The sequence below is a fragment of the Shewanella sp. GJ50-10 genome (genome assembly GCF_055808815.1).
Window position 1 is genome coordinate 600,101 of record NZ_JBVVSS010000001.1, and the last position, 19,703, is coordinate 619,803.

At 39.8% G+C, this 19,703-nt stretch carries 18 protein-coding genes and 1 tRNA gene; 9 read left to right on the top strand and 10 right to left on the bottom strand.

All coding sequences use genetic code 11. The annotated features are described in order from the left end of the window. Positions 1-142: 142 nt before the first annotated feature. Positions 143-1,201 carry a porin gene (locus tag AC0L4E_RS02400; RefSeq protein ID WP_473681470.1) on the bottom strand — a complete coding sequence of 353 codons (1,059 nt, stop codon included), beginning with the start codon at positions 1,199-1,201 and terminating at the stop codon, positions 143-145. A 445-nt stretch (positions 1,202-1,646) separates the two neighbouring features. On the opposite strand from AC0L4E_RS02400, the gene tcdA reads away from it, so the two are divergent. Beyond that, positions 1,647-2,441 (top strand): tRNA cyclic N6-threonylcarbamoyladenosine(37) synthase TcdA, encoded by a 795-nt coding sequence (gene tcdA / locus AC0L4E_RS02405; RefSeq protein ID WP_473681472.1) that lies wholly within the window; start codon positions 1,647-1,649, stop codon positions 2,439-2,441. Positions 2,442-2,535: 94 nt separating this feature from the next. Beyond that, positions 2,536-3,147, top strand: coding sequence for a superinfection exclusion B family protein (locus AC0L4E_RS02410; protein WP_473677842.1), 612 nt, complete (start codon positions 2,536-2,538; stop codon positions 3,145-3,147). Between the two features lie 195 nt (positions 3,148-3,342). On the opposite strand, the gene AC0L4E_RS02415 is transcribed toward AC0L4E_RS02410, so the two are convergent. Further along, entirely contained in the window at positions 3,343-3,474 is a 132-nt protein-coding gene (locus AC0L4E_RS02415; protein WP_076540587.1) for a DUF3149 domain-containing protein, read from the bottom strand. A 325-nt stretch (positions 3,475-3,799) separates the two neighbouring features. Here AC0L4E_RS02415 and AC0L4E_RS02420 point away from each other — a divergent pair. Further along, positions 3,800-3,884 (top strand) — tRNA-Leu (locus AC0L4E_RS02420). Between the two features lie 138 nt (positions 3,885-4,022). Here the strand turns inward: AC0L4E_RS02420 and AC0L4E_RS02425 are convergent. Then, positions 4,023-4,253, bottom strand: a complete 231-nt coding sequence (locus tag AC0L4E_RS02425; protein ID WP_473677843.1) for a hypothetical protein — start codon at positions 4,251-4,253, stop codon at positions 4,023-4,025. A gap of 377 nt (positions 4,254-4,630) precedes the next feature. After that, positions 4,631-5,191: an outer membrane beta-barrel protein gene (locus AC0L4E_RS02430; RefSeq protein ID WP_473677844.1), complete on the bottom strand. Its 561-nt coding sequence runs from the start codon at positions 5,189-5,191 to the stop codon at positions 4,631-4,633. Positions 5,192-5,729: 538 nt separating this feature from the next. Here AC0L4E_RS02430 and AC0L4E_RS02435 point away from each other — a divergent pair. Then, positions 5,730-6,953: an anaerobic C4-dicarboxylate transporter gene (locus AC0L4E_RS02435; RefSeq protein ID WP_473677845.1), complete on the top strand. Its 1,224-nt coding sequence runs from the start codon at positions 5,730-5,732 to the stop codon at positions 6,951-6,953. A 174-nt stretch (positions 6,954-7,127) separates the two neighbouring features. On the opposite strand, the gene AC0L4E_RS02440 is transcribed toward AC0L4E_RS02435, so the two are convergent. The 5 genes from AC0L4E_RS02440 to AC0L4E_RS02460 form a co-directional block, all read right to left on the bottom strand. Further along, positions 7,128-11,018, bottom strand: a complete 3,891-nt coding sequence (locus AC0L4E_RS02440) for a S8 family serine peptidase (RefSeq protein WP_473677846.1) — start codon at positions 11,016-11,018, stop codon at positions 7,128-7,130. A gap of 255 nt (positions 11,019-11,273) precedes the next feature. Next, positions 11,274-11,735: a transcriptional regulator AsnC gene (asnC, locus tag AC0L4E_RS02445; RefSeq protein WP_220752653.1), complete on the bottom strand. Its 462-nt coding sequence runs from the start codon at positions 11,733-11,735 to the stop codon at positions 11,274-11,276. A gap of 156 nt (positions 11,736-11,891) precedes the next feature. Further along, positions 11,892-12,569, bottom strand: a complete 678-nt coding sequence (gene rluA / locus AC0L4E_RS02450; RefSeq protein WP_473677847.1) for a bifunctional tRNA pseudouridine(32) synthase/23S rRNA pseudouridine(746) synthase RluA — start codon at positions 12,567-12,569, stop codon at positions 11,892-11,894. 208 nt (positions 12,570-12,777) lie between these two features. Further along, positions 12,778-13,068 (bottom strand): hypothetical protein, encoded by a 291-nt coding sequence (locus AC0L4E_RS02455; protein WP_055022681.1) that lies wholly within the window; start codon positions 13,066-13,068, stop codon positions 12,778-12,780. 36 nt (positions 13,069-13,104) lie between these two features. Beyond that, positions 13,105-13,524 (bottom strand): hypothetical protein, encoded by a 420-nt coding sequence (locus tag AC0L4E_RS02460; protein WP_473677848.1) that lies wholly within the window; start codon positions 13,522-13,524, stop codon positions 13,105-13,107. A gap of 172 nt (positions 13,525-13,696) precedes the next feature. Between AC0L4E_RS02460 and AC0L4E_RS02465 the strand changes: the two genes are divergently transcribed. Further along, positions 13,697-14,686, top strand: a complete 990-nt coding sequence (locus tag AC0L4E_RS02465; protein WP_473677849.1) for a 2-hydroxyacid dehydrogenase — start codon at positions 13,697-13,699, stop codon at positions 14,684-14,686. Between the two features lie 34 nt (positions 14,687-14,720). Beyond that, the gene (locus tag AC0L4E_RS02470) at positions 14,721-15,458 is read left to right on the top strand and encodes a dienelactone hydrolase family protein (protein ID WP_473677850.1); all 738 of its coding nucleotides are present in this window, start codon (positions 14,721-14,723) and stop codon (positions 15,456-15,458) included. A 72-nt stretch (positions 15,459-15,530) separates the two neighbouring features. On the opposite strand, the gene AC0L4E_RS02475 is transcribed toward AC0L4E_RS02470, so the two are convergent. After that, positions 15,531-16,118 carry a mechanosensitive ion channel domain-containing protein gene (locus AC0L4E_RS02475; protein ID WP_473677851.1) on the bottom strand — a complete coding sequence of 196 codons (588 nt, stop codon included), beginning with the start codon at positions 16,116-16,118 and terminating at the stop codon, positions 15,531-15,533. A gap of 194 nt (positions 16,119-16,312) precedes the next feature. On the opposite strand from AC0L4E_RS02475, the gene AC0L4E_RS02480 reads away from it, so the two are divergent. The 3 genes from AC0L4E_RS02480 to ahpF all read left to right on the top strand — a co-directional run bounded on the left by AC0L4E_RS02480 (position 16,313) and on the right by ahpF (position 19,602). Next, positions 16,313-17,059: a spermidine synthase gene (locus tag AC0L4E_RS02480; RefSeq protein ID WP_473677852.1), complete on the top strand. Its 747-nt coding sequence runs from the start codon at positions 16,313-16,315 to the stop codon at positions 17,057-17,059. A gap of 179 nt (positions 17,060-17,238) precedes the next feature. After that, a complete protein-coding gene (gene ahpC, locus AC0L4E_RS02485; protein ID WP_473677853.1) occupies positions 17,239-17,808 on the top strand; it encodes an alkyl hydroperoxide reductase subunit C in 570 nt (189 codons plus the stop codon). A gap of 192 nt (positions 17,809-18,000) precedes the next feature. After that, entirely contained in the window at positions 18,001-19,602 is a 1,602-nt protein-coding gene (gene ahpF, locus AC0L4E_RS02490; protein WP_473677854.1) for an alkyl hydroperoxide reductase subunit F, read from the top strand. The last annotated feature ends 101 nt before the right edge of the window (positions 19,603-19,703 follow it).

Below are 19,703 nucleotides of genomic sequence, written 5' to 3' on the forward strand. Positions count from 1 at the left end.
GGTAAAACTGATGAAGTTATGCTGTTTTGCATAATCTAAAGGTTGAATAAAATAAAGGCGATAAAAAAAGCGACCTTTTAAGGTCGCTTTATCATTTTTGCAACAACTTGCCGCGGTGTAAATCAGCGGCTAATTGGTTAGTTTAGAAGTCTAAACGAACACCAACAGTAAAGATGTCGTCACTTAAATCTTCAACAACACCATTTAATTTCATGTCGCCATCGTATTTAGTGTAGTGACCATAAACTAAAGTGTTTGAACTTAAGCGGTAATCAGCACCAACACTGAATTGTTGGATTTCAACATCAGATACATCTTTACGAGCATCTAAAATGTTTGCACCTTCGTTGTTTTCAAGTTGACCAGTACGACGGTCTACAATTTTACCTAGACCTGAATCATCGTAACCGTACATAGCTTTAATTTTTAGGTTACCCATTACATAAGCTGCGTTGATGAAATAGCTGTCACCTTCAAGGTGCGCTAATTCACTTTTTAGGCTTTCTGTGTTTTGGTATAAACCACCAACAATGAAGTTGCCGAATTTAGCTTGTACAACACCACGGTAAGCTTCGATGTCTGTAATACCGTCTTGGTATGCCGCAGCAGCGTAGAAGTTTTGTGCTTTAAGGGCTTTATCACCAATTGTTGCACTAACAGCGTACATAGAATCACTTTGTGAATCGTAGTTGTCGTCCATTAGGTAAGTCGCGTTTAGTGTTACCATGTCAGCAATTTTTGGAGAATAGTAGCTGATGCCATCGCCTGAACGTGTTTGGCCAGCAGCTAATAAGTCGATATCTGAGTTAGTGTTACCAAATAAATCGAAACCACCTTCAGAAGCTTTGAATACAGTATCGTTACGACCAACTAGTGCAGTACCAGCATTGGTTTTTAAACCGATGAATGTGTTACGAGCTGCGAAAGTATTGCCTGAGTTATCAAAGTTGCTTACACCGAACTCCATTTGGTAAATCACTTCAAAATCATCATTGATTTTTTCAGTGCCTTTAACACCTAACCATGAGAAGTTGTTTTCAATAATAGTGCCGTCTTTTTGATTTTGAGTGGCTACACCCGTATCAGAATTGGTGAATGCAAGATCAGCACGCCCGTAGAAATTTGGGCCATCAGCTAGCGCAGTAAAAGAGGTCATTGCAGTGCAAGATAAAATTGCAGCAGTGATCAGGTTTTTTTTCATCATCTTAATCTTCCTTTGGTAAGGGCTTGATTTTGTTGGACACTCATCAGTTGTGCCTAACATTGATAGAAATAGCGATGACGCAACGGATACGGTGCGTACGCCATTTATGGAATCCTGTATCTGCGCTCGATATTGCCATAAAAAGTTAATAAAAAAGTGTGATACTTATCACTAAAGGTTGGATTTATTCGATATGCATCATATTGATTTACAAGGTTTGTGGTTCTGGGTAACATATTTTTTAGCTTGCTTAACTAACAGGACCTCTTGTTTGTCCTATTGGCGTAAATTGATAACAATTGTGTCGTTTGTGAGCGGGTTTAAAGTGGCAGTTATGGAATAAAAATGTGCAGTTATTTTTAGTCACTCAGTTATTTCGATTTATGTCAGTTTCGTATAAAATATCGCCCCCTTATTAGTGAGCACTCAAGAGCGTTACATGTTGTCAGAATCTTATATAAATCGTTTTGGTGGAATAGGTCGTTTATACGGTCAAAATGCGCTACAAAACTTTGCTAACGCTCATGTAGTCATCATAGGTATTGGCGGTGTGGGTACTTGGGTTGCTGAATCTTTAGCACGTAGTGGGATTGGGCAAATATCGCTAATTGATTTGGATGATATTTGTGTCACTAATACCAACCGTCAATCACATGCCGTTGCATCAACAATTGGTGAGTCTAAAGTTGAGGTTATGGCTAAGCGTATTCGCGATATTAACCCGGAGTGTGTGGTCAACGAGATAGAAGACTTTGTGACTGCTGACAACTTAGCTGAATACTTAGGGACTAAAAACGACCCATTATCGATTGATTATGTGGTTGATTGTATTGATGCTGTAAAACAAAAGGCTGCTTTAATTGCTTGGTGTAAGCGCAACAAGCTAAAGATTGTCACTGTAGGTGGCGCTGGTGGTCAAACAGATCCTACTCAAATTCAGCTCACTGATTTGGCTAAAACGGTTCAAGACCCATTACTTGCTAAAGTTCGAGGCATTCTACGCCGCGAATATAATTTTACTAAGAATACCCAACGACGTTTTGCTGTCGATGCCGTGTTTTCTACTCAGCACCTAGTTTACCCACAAAATGATGGCAGTGTTTGCAGCACAAAAGCAACTGCAGAAGGCAGCATGCGTATGGACTGTGCATCTGGATTTGGCGCTGTGACTATGGTTACAGGCACGTTTGGGTTCATTGCTGCGAGCCGAGTATTAGCAAGACTTGCCGATAAATAACGATTTAATTTAAAAAGATAAATTAAGTTTATTCATTGGCATTAAAATTGCTTTTGAAGTGATAGATTCAAAAATCTGACACTTTGGAAGCGAGATGATGAAAATTAAATTTGATAACATAAAGTTAGCCAGCGTAAAGCGTGTTTTAGTCAGTGTTATGCTTTGGTGGGTTGTTGCTTGTGCTGTGCTGTTGTTTGCTCCTTCCCATGTACTACAAACCCTGTCCCTTGATAGTTTAGTAAGCGACTATGGTCATTTTATTGGTTTAGGCTTGATTGTTGGCGCAGCCTTTTTCTTAAGTCAGTTATTCACTTTTGTTGTTGATGAATCCATTAGTCATTTACGTGAAAAGCGCGCAATCGAGACCATTGAAGCCAAGGTGAAATTGCTAGACCCTGCAGAACGCGCCTTACTGAGAGAGTTTTTCCTTCAAGGTGCCACTATATTGGCATTACCTCAAAATGAATTGGCTGTGAAAGGCTTGATAGCGACCAGCATTCTTGAACTTGTTGGCAATGAACGTCATTACGCAATACAAGGCCCTACTGCGGAATATAAAATTTCGATGAAAGCCAGAGTATACTTAAATCGTGATGTTTTACGATTACCGGCAGGCGAACCAAGTAAAGAAGAACTATCGCATTTGATTAAAGCAAGACCACAATTTATCAATGGCTTAGTTCAACCAAGAAAGCATGCAGCTTAATGCTTGATATGCACTCTCAGTAACTAGGATGTGTTAAGGGTAAATTGTTAGTCTGACGAATGAATTTAGATTATAAGAATTTTAGATATAGAAGATTTTGATACAAGCAATCATAGACACAAAAATGGGGGCTAAATGCCCCCTAATTATTTGCAAAAAACACAAAAAACTGACTTAAATCTAAATAAGTACTACCTATTCTTTTGGAGCCGACTTCACGATAAACATCCACATCATGTACGACATAATTCCCATGGTGCAGAAGATAACAATCATTGATAGCAAACCAATTGCATTACCAAACATTAAATCTAACCAGAATGCCATTTTTTATCTCCTTTATAGTGAAGTCATAAATAACATACTGCAAACATCTGTTAACAATTATGATCTCGATCAATTAATGTTTCAGTTATTGCTTTATCGCTAATGTATTAAATTAGTAAAGTGTAAATCATTATGGTGATTCATTGTTTATTCACTTGGTCGGAGTGACAACATCCCTAAGCTTCATAAGCTATAGTTTGAATGAGTTTTGAGCTATTGAATTGAAAACTGAGAATATCGCGCTGAAAGGGCTTGCCATTGGCCTTAGCCTAGGTATAATTCTGACTCTCGATTGAGCCTAGCTCTTTTGAGACATCAATATGATGCCGGTGTGGTGAAATTGGTATACACGACGGATTCAAAATCCGTTGCTTTCGAGCGTGGCGGTTCAAGTCCGCCCACCGGTACCATCTCCTCTTAAGAGGATTAAACCGACTTTATGTCGGTTTTTTTGTGCCTGACGTTTACTTAAATCTATAACGTCGTTTGCCAGCTTCATTTCATAGCGGTAACGCTTTCTTGCTTCTTAGTTTAATCCCAATACTCGATTATTGAGTGCGAAGGGCGGTGTTTAGGAGTTGTTGTTTTTCATAACCTGCAGTAATCCCCAGTTCGTAGAATGGAATTTTCCGCGCTAAAGATTCTTGAGCCAATGAATAGTTAGTGTCATCTATGGACAAACTATCGGCAATTTTCTCTCCTTCGTACCAGCCCAAGCCATAAAGAAGCACTGCTGTAATGCAGGTGTATTGGATGATCCCAGAAAAGTATTGTCCCATAGCTGTCTCTTTTATATAGCTTGTGTCTTATCGGTGAGTCATCCTATTTTTTAATCAAATTGATAACAGAAATAAAGACAACCAAAATAATAATGGCATGAATACTAAAGAGCATTGGTTACGTTTTTATGAATGTGTTTTTGATTCATTAATTTAACTATAAGCTTTCTATTTATTTGGCACAGGGTAGTAATAAATTATCAGAAATATTCTTGGTAATTCATAATTAGATCTATTGCCGATTTACTCTTATTACTTATATTTATCTATTAGTTAATTAAAATTCATCCAAAGAATTTAGCAAATTAAGTATATTTGGGGACTATAAATAAAGGCACACTAAATGTGCCCTTTATTTAAATTGGAGTAGTTTTTAATTAAAACTTATAATCAATTGCTAGATAAACCTGCTGGGTATCATTTAATGAGAGTGAACTTGTGTTCGCACCATTACTGACATCTTTCTCATAATCTTGCTTTAAGTACTGGTAGCCAATTTCAGTAGACCAATTGTCATTGATGTTATACGTGAAACCGGTTTGGCCACCCCAAACAAAATTGTTGCCCGAATCTAAGTTAGCAGCGTCGATACTAGTGTGGGTCATACCGGCCGTGGCGCCAACGAACCAGTTCATATTACTTTGACCAAGTGGTACTAGGTAGTCATAAGATAATAAGAAGTTCTGCTGTTTACCAATATCTTCAGAATTGTAGCCATAAGTACCATACACACGACTATTATCATTAATATACTTACCAACACGAAGTTGATAGGCCATATCTTTTTCTTTCTCTTTAGAGCCATCGACTGAAGAGTCTAGCTTGTAAGTATTTTTCTGATAACCAGCTGCACCACCGACAAACCAATCTGATGCCATTGCAGGTACTGACATCATAGACGTTATTACACCAGCTAAAATAAGTTGTTTAGTTTTCATAATTCACTCCAAGGTATTAAGAAATTTGTTATCTCGTTTTTGTTGGAGTCACTATAAGCCCCGCTTGCTGTATAAAAACTGAATGAATTTAATTAGTGAATTATTGAAGTAAAAATATTTAGTGAAATATTGTTCATATTGGGCTTCTAATAATTGAAATTAGTGATTGCGTTTTTATTGAGTGTTAGTCATAAAAATTGGCTTTACATTGGTTTAATTAAGCTGATTTTAAACAAGAATATTTACATGATGGAATACTTAAATATTGAGAGATCACAAATTTATAACTTACTTCAAAGATTCTATGCGCGAGGTCACTGTATCGTTCCTGGCTTATATTTGCAGCTAGTTATTTGTTGTATAAACAATCTGAGGGCTAACCAAAAAGATAACAATTCAATTAGCTCTCGACGACGAATTTTAGTGTTTATTACTTGATATACAAATCCCTTATATCAATAGGGTATTAATACTAAGTTTTACTTTTATGGCTGGAGTTGCCATAGATTACTCAATGTTTGCTAAGGAGATTTAGCTAATGTTTTATATTCATATGCTGTTGTTATTGGCCGTGATATTTGTCGGTATCCGTCATGGTGGCGTCGCTTTTGGTTTGTTAGGCGGCTTAGGTGTGTCAGTGCTGGCGTTCGTATTTGGTATTGCACCAGGCTCACCACCAGTCAGTGTCATGCTGATTATTCTGGCTGTTGTTGCAGCATCTGCAACATTAGAGGCGACTGGTGGTCTTAAGTTACTGGTAAAGTACGCTGAAAAATTATTAAGAAAACATCCAAGTCAAATTACTTTCCTTGGCCCTTTATGTACGTATTCTTTAACAGTATTGGTCGGAACGGGTCACTCAGTTTATCCATTATTACCTGTTATTTATGATGTTGCTTATAAGAAAGGTATCAGACCTGAACGTCCGCTTGCTATGGCAACAGTTGCATCGCAAATGGGGATTACAGCCAGCCCAATAGCAGCAGCTGCTGCAGTTGTTATGGCAACTGCCATGGACAATAACCTTGATATTAGCTTAATCAATGTATTGTCTGTAACAATCCCTGCTACGTTAGTCGGTGTACTTGCAGGTTGTGCGTGGAGTTTAAATCGCGGTAAAGATTTAGATAAAGATGAAGCGTTTCAAGCCCGCTTACAAGATGAAGATTTTCGCAATAACCTAGTTGACCCAGAAGTAGAATCAACTGATCAGGCTCATACTGATAGCATTGCTAAACGTGGATTAGCGTTATTCTTAGCGGGTATCCTTTCTGTCATTGTCATCGCTATGTTTAGCAAGGAGTTGCTACCTGAAGGTGTGAGTATGTCGGTGGCCATTCAGTTCATGATGCTATCGGTTGGTGCGATTATATTATTAGCAACGAAAGTATCTCCGCAAAAAATCGTTAACAGTAATGTGTTTACTGCTGGTATGACGGCTGTGGTGATAATTTTTGGTATTGCTTGGCTAAGTGACACTATTATTAGTCACCATAAGAGTTATTTAGTGAGCTCGTTGAGTGACTTAGTGAGCGCTTATCCTTGGTCGTTCGCTATTGCGATGTTTATGGCATCTGTATTCTTAAAGAGCCAAGCTGCAGTATTGACGATTATGTTCCCATTAGGCTTTGCGTTAGGCATTCCTGCGCCAGTATTAATTGGTGTTATTCCAGCGTGTTATGCTTATTTCTTCTTCCCATTCTACCCAAGTGATTTAGCGGCGATTAGCTTTGATAGAATCGGGTACTACCAATATTGGTAAATACGTCCTTAACCATAGCTTTATTATTCCAGGGTTTATTGGAGTAACAACGGCGACTGTTTTAGGTTATTTCATATCGACATTGGTTATTAATCACTAATGTGATTGATTAAAAGCTAGATATAAAAAAGCCCAGCATATGCTGGGCTTTTTACGTTATGTTTTAATCAACAATTAAGACTTCATTTTACGACGACGGAATGCCGCTAAAGGAAGAAGAAGTGTTGTTAACCAGCCCATAGAGCCACTATCATCTTTAAGATCTGGAGCAGATATAACATCTATTGATACTTGCTCAGTAGTGCTATCTGCTTCGCCATCATTTGCCGTGACAGAGAAGGTATATACACCAGTCTTAGTAGAAACAAAGCTAATATCTTTAGCTGTACTATCAAAAGATACATCTACAGGTCCAGCAGTTTGAGTCCAAGCGTATGTTAGGTCATCACCATCAACATCTGCAGCGCCAGAACTAACGGTAGCTTCTAGTCCTACTAAGATTTTGCTGGCTGAAGGAGATACAGTCGGTGCATCGTTTACATTGGTTACATCAACTACAACTTCAGTTGGAGTACTCACAGTACCAGCAGCATCTGTTGCTGAATAACTGAATGTATCCTTTCCGAAGAAATCTTTGTTAGGTGTATATGTTGCTTCACCTGATTCAGTCAATACCACAGAACCGTTTGCTGGCTCATCAACTACAACAACACTACCAAGAACGCCAGAAGCGGCAATATTGATAATACGCTGAGCTGTTGCAGTAATACCGTCACCTGTTACTTGCGAACGAGCCACTTTTTGAGCTGGCATAGTGTCATTGTCTAGTACATTAAATGTCACAGCAGTTTCTTCAACTGTAGTTGAACTGTCCATAGAACCTAAGTCAAAGTCACTACCTGTCGCCATGTAGTCGATTTTAACTTGACCTGCAGCAGAAGATAAAATTTGTAAGTAATCCCCTGTTGTTACAGCTGAACCTTCACCATTGTAATGATGAGTTATACCAACAGTACCACCGACATTCTCTGCGCCAATTGACACATTTGCAGGCATATTGGGGATGTTCAAGTAATTAAATGATACATCTTCAACAACTTTTTCCTCATCAATTGCTTTAATCCAAACACTGAATGAATAAGGAGTTTCAGAAGCATCAGCATAAAGTTGGCCATCTTTCCATTCAACAACTATATACTTGATTGGGTTACCAGTATCGGGATCAATACCTAAATCAATGATATTAAGACCAAGCTGACCACCACCCGAATCGGTACCAGTAGTATCACTTAAATCAAAATCAGACCAAAATGGGGCTAGGATATTATTTGGTGCTGTACTATCTGGTAATTCTTTATTATTCCATGTACCACCAGTATTGCCGCCGCCCACTAATACAATACCGTTATCCGAGATTGTGATGGTGTCGTAAGCTACGCCATTAAATAAAAACTCTGGTAAACCTTCAAAGGTAAAAGATTTCTCATCACAACCATCCTCACAAGCTGGCACATATGCTAAACCAGCATCAAAGATGCTTGGATAAGTGCCTGTAGAAGCATCAATTGACATCTGTGATTGCTCAAGACTACCAACCCATGTGATTACACCAGTGTCTTCGTTTACACTAAAACCATTTTGAGAAGCGTTAGTTAACGTCACTGATACGTCATCTGCTGAAGTTAATTTTGACCCTTCAGGCGCTTTAGCAACAAAAGTTACCGTATTTTCAAACATGGTATTATTTAAAACAGCAGTTATTTCCATATCATCAGCAGTCGTTAAATCACTGTCATCTGATGAAATTGAAATGAGTGAAGCATTACTAGATTCTTGAGCAAGCGCAGCTAGGGGTAGGTGTGCATCTTGAAGTCCTGAAGCGCTTGAAAGCATAATATTACCAAAAATCCACTCACCGTATTCAGTAAAAGTAGAATCTACAGTAACCATGAAGCTTGCCGAGCCACCTGCTGGAATATCCAATGTAGAAGGAGAAACCATAATACCTGCAGAGTCAGAACTTGCAGCCAATGACCAAGATGTGTCTTCATCGCTCTTGTTATAAACGGTGCGAGTGAAAGTACATGGTCCAACACATGAGTCAGCAGCAATAGAAGGTTTATCGAAGGTTAATACCGCTTTAGCAGCAGCATCTAAATCCATACGACCTGCACCCATAGCAAACGGAGTTGCTGCAGTGGTGGCATCATCGTCTAAAATTCCATCAACTGTTGAAGTCGAAGTTAATGCAGTCTTAATGTCATTAGCAGACCAATCAGGGTGAAGCTGACGCATCATTGCCGCAGCACCTGCAACATGAGGGCTTGCCATACTTGTACCCGAAATCATATTAAAGTCTTCTCCACCATCATCTGGTGAGTAAGCTGATAAAATATTGGTTCCTGGTGCTGCTAAATCTGGTTTTAGCATATTTTGATTACCATTCGGGCCACGAGAGCTCGAACTATTAATCGTATCGGCAAGGCTAGGTACCATTAAACGTTTAACTTCAGAACCAATTGTGCCATCTGATGCTGTTTCTCCCATAGCTTCAACTAGAGCTTCACCATCACCTTTAGAAATCATTACCGATGGGAAAGTAACACCAGGCATAGACATGGTAATTGGAGCACCTGGATTACTGTTATAAACCACCAATCCTGTTGCACCTGCATTCATGGCATTTTCTGCTTTGTCAGAGAATGCACAATCTCCACGTGAAATCAGTGCAATACTGTCTTTAAAGCTATCAGCTTCGAATGCATCACAACCCTTAACATTGTCTGGGTTAAGGTTAATTGCAGCAACAACAGAGGCTGTTACATCCATTTCGATAACAGTATCAGAACCAGGGATTGCTAATAAATCCTCTCCGCCCGCATTAAAGCTGTTAGCAAAGTAACGGCCTGTTGTGCTGTTGGCCACAGCAATACCAGACTCAATACATGCAGGACAACCAATAGTGCTCGCGCCATTGCCATCGTTACCAGCAGCTGAAACTACAACAACACCAGCGGCTTCTGCAGCTTCAAACATTGTTTTGTATGGGCTACTTGCTGGATCTGCACCTGCACCACCGCCCCAAGAGTTGTTGATTACGTCAGCGCCATCATTGACAGCGTGCTCTAACGCTTCCATTAACATGATGTTAGAACCACTACCGCCAGAACAATCAGCTTTTGAGTAAAGTGCTTTATAAGACATCAAGTAAGCTGCTGGAGCTACGCCTGATAATTCAACATCAATGTCATTAAATTGTGTAGAGACTAAGTTACCTACAGCAGTACCTGCAACGTGAGTTCCGTGACCGCCGTAACCTAGTGGGCTCATGTATTCATCTGGGCAGACTTCAAAGGTAGGTTGTGACCAGCGTGCAACGATTAACTTGTTATTACAAAAAGCTTCATCGGTTGTTGAGCAATAATCATCAGTTGGCATAGCACCCATTGGCGCTTCAAAACCTTCGTCAGCAAACATTGGGTTTTCTGGGCGAATACCACCATCAATAACTGCTACTCGAATACCTTTACCCGCATTCTCCATTCCGCTAACGGTATTCCACATTGCTTCAGTGTTAATCACTTGAAGCGATGCATCCATACTAATGTCATACATGGTTTCTGGATAAACGGATTTAACCCCAGGAATCGCCATTAACTGTTCCACAGTTAAGTTTTGACCCGCAACGGTTACACCGTTAAATAAGGTTTTGAATTGACGTTCTATTTTGCTATTAGCTGAAACTTTATTTAATGCATTCGAGAATGCTTTTTGTTCATTGGCTAGCTGTGAAGCATAGTTTTGTACTGCAGCTGACTGAATATCCAGTTTAGTCTTTTTGTCTGACATTGCAGCCGATTTACCAGAAACTGCTAAAGCAGGAGATGACAGCTCTACAATGAAACGTTGAGGGGCATTTATGTTGGTTAATTTATTTGCTGGTTTCTTATGCTGATCAATAGACAATATTTCTAAGTTGTACTTGTTGCCAGTCATTTCGGTGTTTGCAAAGCTAGCGCTAGAGAGTAGCGCTGCTGATATAGCTAGAGATAATTTAGTCTTCACAACTTCTTCCTTGGTTTAAGCATTTACCACGTCCAAGTATTTGTAGGATAGAGACTAGGTCGGTGGTAATGCTGATTGTTATATTTTTGTATTAATGTGTTTAGTGCATTCTTTGATGCGCTCTACGACTTTTTAACACAAATATTTAACAAAGGTAATCAAAGTTGTTACAAATCGTTAAATTTAATGTAAATAGATACTATTTCTTTTGAGGTAGTTTGTTTTTCGACTTGTTATAATTAATAATTAAAAGGCCTAAGGTTTAACACCACGAACAATAGGGTTTTGTAGGCTTATCAAGGTTTCTGTTGATTGAATTTCATCAATTGATTGAATGCGATTAATCAAAACATGCTGTAATCCATCGATAGACTGGCACATTACCTTTACAAAAACGCTGTAATTACCAGTGGTATAATATGCTTCAACAACTTCCTCTAGTGCATTTAACTTTGATATGGCAGCAGGATAATCGCCTGCACTTTTTAAATTAATGCCAATAAAACAGCAAACGTCATAACCTAAAGCTTTAGGATCTACTGTTATACGCGCACCTGTAATGATGCCAGCTTGCTTCATTTTTTCGACACGAACATGAATAGTGCCGGCACTGACTGCAAATCGTTTGGCGAGCTCTGCAAATGGCGTTCTTGCTTCTTCCATTAATGCTTGAAGAATTTGGTTGTCGAGCTGATCTCTTTGAAATGGAGTTTCCATAGTAAAATGCCTAATTAAATTATAATTAGGCATTAATTTACGATGAATGATGAATAATGGCTATCAAAAAGTTCTCATGAAGAGTTTTTATCTAACTTGAACCATCAAGTCTTTAAGCGGTGTGTGAGAACTTTCAGTCTGAAACTTTAGTTAACTCTATTGTGAGCCAACAGGCTCAATAAAAGGCACGTCTGAGGTAAATGTCATTTCTTGCTGACTATAAGGGTGATGAATAGTAAGTTCTGCTGCATGCAATAAAAGTCGTTCAGATAAACGTTTAGCGAGCGGGTCGGCATAAAAACCATCACCTAAAATTACATGACCTATGGCCATCATATGAATGCGCAATTGATGGGAGCGGCCTGTGATAGGTGTTAGCTTCACTAAGGTTGATTGTTTGGCGTAACTGACCACTTCTACGTGAGTTAACGAAGGTTTGCCTAAATTATGATCAACTTTTTGCTTTGGACGATTAGGCCAATCACATATGAGTGGATAATCAACTTGTTTAACCTTGGAGCTGACATGACCAGCAACTCTTGCGTAATAGGTTTTAGCTGTTTCACGGTCTCTGAATTGGCGTTTTAATTCGCGCTCGGCATTACGACGAAGTGCAACAACAATTACGCCTGATGTTGCCATGTCTAATCTATGGACTATTTGAGCGTTGGTATACTTTTCGAGTACACGACTATAGATGCTGTCATGGTATTGGGCTTCACGGCCTGGGATTGACAATAGGCCTGAAGGTTTATTCAGAACAATAATATCTTTATCTTCATGAATAATATCAAGCCAAGGATCGGTAGGGGGAGTATAGATGAAGTCTGCCATGGTAAGCCTTTTACTAGAATGCGCGGCAAAGATACCTTTCAGCTATGAATAGTGCAAGTCATCTAATGGTTAAAGCTCCTGTAATTAGCCTCTGTAATTAGCAGCTGTAACTAGTAACTGTAATCAGCACCTGAAACTTTATAGAGCTAAAGGATTTAAGCGATAGCACTTATATGATGTCGATGCTCAAAGCTTAATGATTAGCTGATTATGAGAATGCATTGCCATTGACGTGCATAATTGTAAATGTCCAAACAACAAAGGCCAATGGCACATGTACCAAGGCATAAAAGCTTTGATCCAATCGCGACATTCCTTGGGCATTCCAAATCAAATACACATGCGCAATAAGCACCAATGGAAACAAAGATAATAATGGGTATAGCGCAAACGGGCTGGCATCAGCAAATATGCTGTGACTAAACAGCGCCCAAAACACCATAAAACTGGTGGTTAGTGGCGGCGCAGCTAACCGGTATTGCTCTGGATAAGGAAACATCCTATTACCTTAAAAATAACAAAAGATAACACTAGATTAACCTTTAATTTCCTTTTTGCCATGTATTACTTTTCTATGGACCACAGAATAATGCCTTAATCCGGCTGGACCGTGCGACACGACTACTGATAACAACACGATAAAAATTGTTATTTCGGGCTTCCAGTCGGCCATAGGAATAAATAAGCCAAGCAGTAACACTTTTAGAATCGTTAATACGCCTTTTAATTGGATTAACCAGCGCCAGTCTCTAATCACTTCCCAAGCAAATAAAGCGACCCCACTGGTCATCGCCAAAATCCAATAGTTAAGCCACTGACTTTGTTCGATACCTAATAATAAACCGCCGCCAGCGCCAACAATTCCAACGATATGCAATGCACGTAAGCTGGTTTTGCCTAATCTTTGTAGCCAAAATTGAAACTCGGATACTTCTTGGTATTGCTTTTTAGACATGGGAGGACACATTTGTTGCTTTTAATGAAGCATCAGCTTAGCAAATTCATCTCGAATGAATAGCGATCTATAGCAAAATCTAAATTATTGATATGCTAAAGGTAGAAATGAATCAATTGAAGCGCAGATGAAACATTATTGGGCTTCTGCTTTTTGAGTTAAGGATTGCAATATGAAAATCGGATTCTTCAGTGCCAAACATTATGATATTCAACATTTTGATGCGATGAATAAACAGTTTGGTGCCACTATAGAATACTTTGACTACCGTCTTTGTATGCAAAATGCCAAGTTAGCCGTGGGTTTCGAGGTCGTGTGTGCATTTGTGAATGATTCACTGTGTGAAGAAGTGCTGGTTGAGCTGGCCAAAGGTGGCACAAAAATCATCGCAATGCGCTGTGCAGGCTTTAACAATGTTGATTTAGCGGCGGCAAAACGCCTTGGGATTACTGTGGTAAATGTACCTGCATACTCACCTGAATCTGTGGCGGAGCACACAATTGCATTAATGCTGACGTTAAATCGTAAAATTCATAAAGCTTATCAGCGTACTCGCGATGCCAACTTTGCACTCACTGGCCTAGTGGGCTTTAACATGCATGGAAAAACTGTTGGGGTAATTGGGACGGGTAAAATTGGTATTGCAACCATCAAAATTTTACTGGGCTTTGGCTGTAAGGTAGTTGCTTACGATCCTTACCCTAGCGATATAGTTAAAGGCTTAGGTGTTGAATATATCAGTTTGGAGTCGTTATACCCTCAGTGCGACATTATCAGTCTGCATTGTCCGCAAACCCCAGAAAACCATCATTTATTATGCGCCCATAGTTTTAATCAAATGAAAAAAGGCGCAATGGTGGTGAATACTAGTCGTGGTGGCTTACTTAACGCGATAGATGCTATGGAAGCATTAAAACTTGGCCAAATAGGGGCGTTAGGGTTGGATGTTTATGAAAATGAAAAAGAGCTATTTTTTCAAGATAAGTCTAATGAAATAATTCAAGATGATGTGTTTAGAAGGCTTTCAGCCTGTCACAATGTTATTTTCACCGGACATCAGGCATTTTTAACCGACGAAGCATTAAATGCGATTGCGTTAACAACCTTGAAAAACGTCACCGACTTACTTTCAGGTCAGCATTCTGCCAATGAACTAAATTAAACCGCAACTAAAACTATAAGCATAAAGAGGGAATATGATAATCACTAAGGAAGTTCATGATATTGCGACACCGACAGGCGTGATGCGCACTTATGTTTATCGCCCTGACGCACCAGGTCAGTTTGCGAGTATTATTTTTTATTCGGAGATTTTTCAGCAAACGGCGCCGATAGCTCGAAGCGCCGCGATATTAGCAGGCCACGGTTTTGTGGTGTTAGTACCGGAAGTATTTCATGAACTTAATCCAATAGGCACAGTGCTTGAGTACGACGATGTTGGCAAAGATAAAGGTAATGCTGACAAGTTTGCTAAAACCTTAGAACATCATGATAGTGATACCGAAGCAATGGTTGAGTTTGCGCGCAGCCAAGCTTACTGCACCAGTAAAGTGGGTGCGATGGGGGTATGTATTGGTGGTCATTTGGCTTATCGAGCTGGACTAAACCCTGATATCAGTGGTGCGTTTTGTCTGTACCCAACCGACATTCATTCGAATACTCTACCTTGTGATGATAACAATGACTCACTAACCCGTACGGGCGATATTGCTGGCGAAGTGGCTATTATTTTTGGCAAGCAAGACCCTCATGTATCCAGTGAAGGACGTAAATTGATTTATCAAAAGCTTGAACAAGAAGAGGTTAATTTTAGCTGGCAGGAAGTTAATGCTCAGCATGCATTCATGCGCGATGAAGGTGAGCGTTATGATGCAGCCCTTGCACTGCAAATGTACCTTCAGGCTGTCGCATTTTTCCAACGAATATTGAGCTAATCGTAAACACTTAATATGAGTAGAGTTAGTAATCTGCACAGATTATTAACTCTATAGCATTTCCCTTGTGAGTTAATTAGTATCAGTTGTTTCTTGAGTCACTGTTTTGATCGTCTCAGGCATAGGTGTTTGAGTGGTGCTGGCTGATATATTTGAGGTGCGGGTTGGTGTAGCTGACGACGGCACTTTAATCACTGCTTTTTGTAACATTAGGTTATTAGGGTAAGTCATTACGTCGCCCTGATCGCGCTTGATAATCACATGAAATAAACTGATTTCCACAATAATGCCTGTCATATCTTCATCTTTATCGACAATTTTAATCTTATCGCCAATGCGATAAGGGCAAGCGAAGAAGATAAGTACTCCAGCCGTAATGTTGCTTAAAATCGACCATTGGGCAAATAATGCCACGCCCAAAACGGCAAATGCCGACGACACGAATAGCGAAACCTCTTGATACCCAAGTCCTAATGACACCGCCATAATCGAGGCGGTAATAAAAAATAGTAAGTAAGTTAGTAATCGAGTCACTAAGCGACTGCGTACTTCGTTAACTTGTTTCTTTTTAGCTTGTTGACTAATAAAGTACTTTAGTTGGCGTTGTATAAACATAAATACAGCTAAACAAATTGCACAAATGAAAATTTGAGTGGTCATGATGGCTCGCTTGTTCTGTGTTGTTTAGCTTATTTAGGCTAACTTTGAACTCAAGATGATGTGAGTTTGAATTTATCCTGTAAACTGTCGAGCTTGCAATCTAATTCGTTACAAACCTGTTTGTTTGAAATCGCAAACCAAGCGTGAATAGCGTTAGCGATAAGGGTGAAAGCGAATAAAACCGAGTCAGTTTAATGTCAGATTACCAGCAGTTACACCATGTCAGCGATGAAATCGGCCCGATCTTTGTACTTGAAGATGGCGATTTCAGAATTTTATCTTTTGGTGATAACGACGAGCAAAGTAAAATCCTCAAAGCTCAGCCTCACATCCCTCAACATACTTATATCCAAGCCATGTTGGCTGTTTTGTTATTTTCAAAACCCAAGAGTGCGATTATTTTAGGTTTAGGTGGCGGTGGATTAGTTCATGCTCTGCGTCGCTATGACGCAGCTATTAAGCTGACCGCAGTTGAGCTTCGCGAGCATGTCATCCAAATTGCCAAACGATTTTTTCAGTTGCCTATTGGTAAAAAGCTAAATCTTGTTCATCAAGATGGCGGCAGTTTTTTAGCTGAAACTGAGCACAAAAGAGTAGATATTATTTTCGCTGATATGTATATCGAACAAGGTGTTGATGAAAAGCAGCTCACCAATGAGTTTATCGAAAATTGTCATAAAGGCTTAAAAGCGGATGGCTTTTTAGTGCTTAATTGCTGGAAAGAGCACAGTAAGAGTGAAGTGTTAAAGCAAATATTGTCGCAACAATTTGCCAGTGTATATGCAACATTAACCGGCGGTGGCAATTGGGTTATTTATGCCAGTAAGCAACCACATTCATTTAGCGCAGCGACCAATAAGCAGCAGCTGCAGTTATTATCACAACAGTTAGACTATCCTGTGGCAAGATCGTTAACCCGCTTTACGCAATGGCAGAATTGATTTGAAATCTCAGGTTATCGGAAAATCCGATAACCTGAGATTAACAGCGTGCTTTCATTCTGAAAAACCGATTAAGCTGATAGTTTTTACCCGTTATATTTAATTTTAAGTTACCGCTATTATCTATTCCATCAAACGGATACAGCTAAACACTTAATTAAATATATCGGAGTAACACAATGACTCAATCAATTATCAACTCAACAATCAAGCCATTTTCAGCAACTGCATTTCACAACGGCGAGTTTGTTCCAGTGACTGAGCAAGACCTTTTAGGCAAATGGTCAGTGGTATTCTTTTACCCAGCTGATTTCACTTTTGTTTGTCCTACTGAATTAGGCGACATGGCTGACCATTACGCTAAGTTACAAGAAATGGGCGTAGAAGTTTACTCAGTATCAACTGACACTCACTTCACTCATAAAGCATGGCATGCAAGTTCTGACACTATCGGTAAAATTACTTACCCAATGATTGGTGACCCAACCGGCGCAATCACTCGCAACTTCGGTGTGATGATTGAAGAAGACGGTCTAGCACTTCGCGGTACATTTGTAATGAACCCAGAAGGCGAAGTTAAAGTTGCTGAAGTACATGACCTAGGTATTGGCCGTAGCGCATCTGAGCTAGTACGTAAAATTCAAGCTGCACAGTATGTTGCAACTCATGACGGCGAAGTATGTCCAGCAGCATGGCAGCCAGGTGAAGAAACTCTTGCTCCATCAATTGACCTAGTCGGTAAAATCTAAACTATTGAAATTGGGCTCACTCATCTCATCATCGTGAGTGAGCTTTTATCACAATAGATTTACCCACACTGTTTCAAATCATCTCCAATCAACCTTAGACGTCCCATGACTCAAGCTGGATTCATCACCGGTTTGACTCTCTAAGGTTGATATTTTTTTGCTCAATTCATTTATTATTCTAGGAGCACACGTATGTTAGATACGAATATTAAAAACCAACTGAACACTTATCTGCAGAACCTCAAGTACCCAGTTGAACTTGTCGTGTCAGCAGACGATAGCCCTAAATCTCAAGAATTATTATCGCTTGCTAAAGATGTTGAAGGCCTCTCAACATTAGTGAGCTTAAAGCAGCTGTCATCGGCTAGAACACCGTCAATGGCCATACAAAACCCGCAAAATGGAACCAATATTACCTTTGCTGGTTTACCTATGGGGCATGAATTCACTTCTCTAGTTTTAGCTTTGCTGCATTCCGGTGGTCACCCGATTAAATTAGCTGACGAAGTCATCGAGCAAATTAAGTCACTGCCGGGTGAGTTTCATTTCGAAACCTATGTTTCATTGAGCTGCCAAACCTGTCCTGAAGTGGTACAGGCATTAAATATGATGGCAGCGATTAACCCAAATATTACTAATGTGATGATTGACGGTGCGTTATTTCAAGATGAAGTGAATGACCGTAATATCATGTCAGTCCCTAGCGTTTACATGAATGGCGAACCGTTCTCTGTTGGCGCAATCAGTGTTGTTGAAATTTTAAATAAGCTCGATGTTAATGCAGTAGCCAGAAAAGCCGAGCAGATTAACAACAAAGAAGCTTTTGATGTGCTTGTAGTAGGCGGCGGCCCAGCGGGCGCTTCTGCAGCAATTTATGCAGCACGCAAAGGGCTTAGAACTGGTATTGTTGCTGATAAATTTGGTGGCCAAGTCGCTGAAACTGTCGGCATTGAAAACTTTATTTCAGTATCAAAAACTGAAGGTCCAAAACTTGTGGCCAATTTAGAAGCCCACGTTAAAGATTATGATGTCGATATCATGGATAACCAACGTGCCTTGTCATTAAAAGACGGCGGTTTATTTGAGTTAGAACTTGAAAGCGGCGCTAAGTTATCAAGTAAAACAGTATTACTCGCAACAGGTGCTCGCTGGCGTGAAATGAACGTCCCTGGTGAGCAAGAATATCGTGGCAGCGGCGTGGCTTATTGCCCACATTGCGATGGCCCTTTATTTAAAGGAAAGCGAGTTGCTGTCATTGGTGGCGGTAATTCAGGCATCGAAGCAGCTATCGATTTAGCAAACATTGTAGAGCATGTAACGGTACTTGAATTTGATACCACATTACGTGCAGATGAAGTGCTACAACGTAAAGCAAATTCAATGGGCAATATTGATATTATTACTCAAGCAATGACCACTGAAGTTGTTGGTGATGGCAAGCGGGTTACTGGACTTAAGTACACTGACCGAAGCACCAATGAATCACACGACGTTGAGTTAGCAGGTATTTTTGTACAAATTGGATTAGTGCCTAACACTGAATGGTTAACTGATACCGTTGAGCTAACCAATCGCGGCGAAATTATTGTCGATGGAAAAGGGCAAACGTCTATTCCTGGTGTATTTGCTGCAGGCGATGTGACTAATTCAGCTTATAAGCAAATCATTATTGCGATGGGGAGCGGCGCAACAGCTTCACTAGGTGCATTTGATTACTTAATTCGTCATAGTGAAACTGAGCAAGTGACTGAGCAAGTGACTGAAACTACTTCTGCGCAGGTTGTTGCAGCTTAAATTTAAGAGCCACCTAGACAGCCACTTAGACAACCACTTAGACAAGTTGATTTGAGGGGGAACCTCAAATCATCTAGCAGTTAACCTATATATTTAGTACG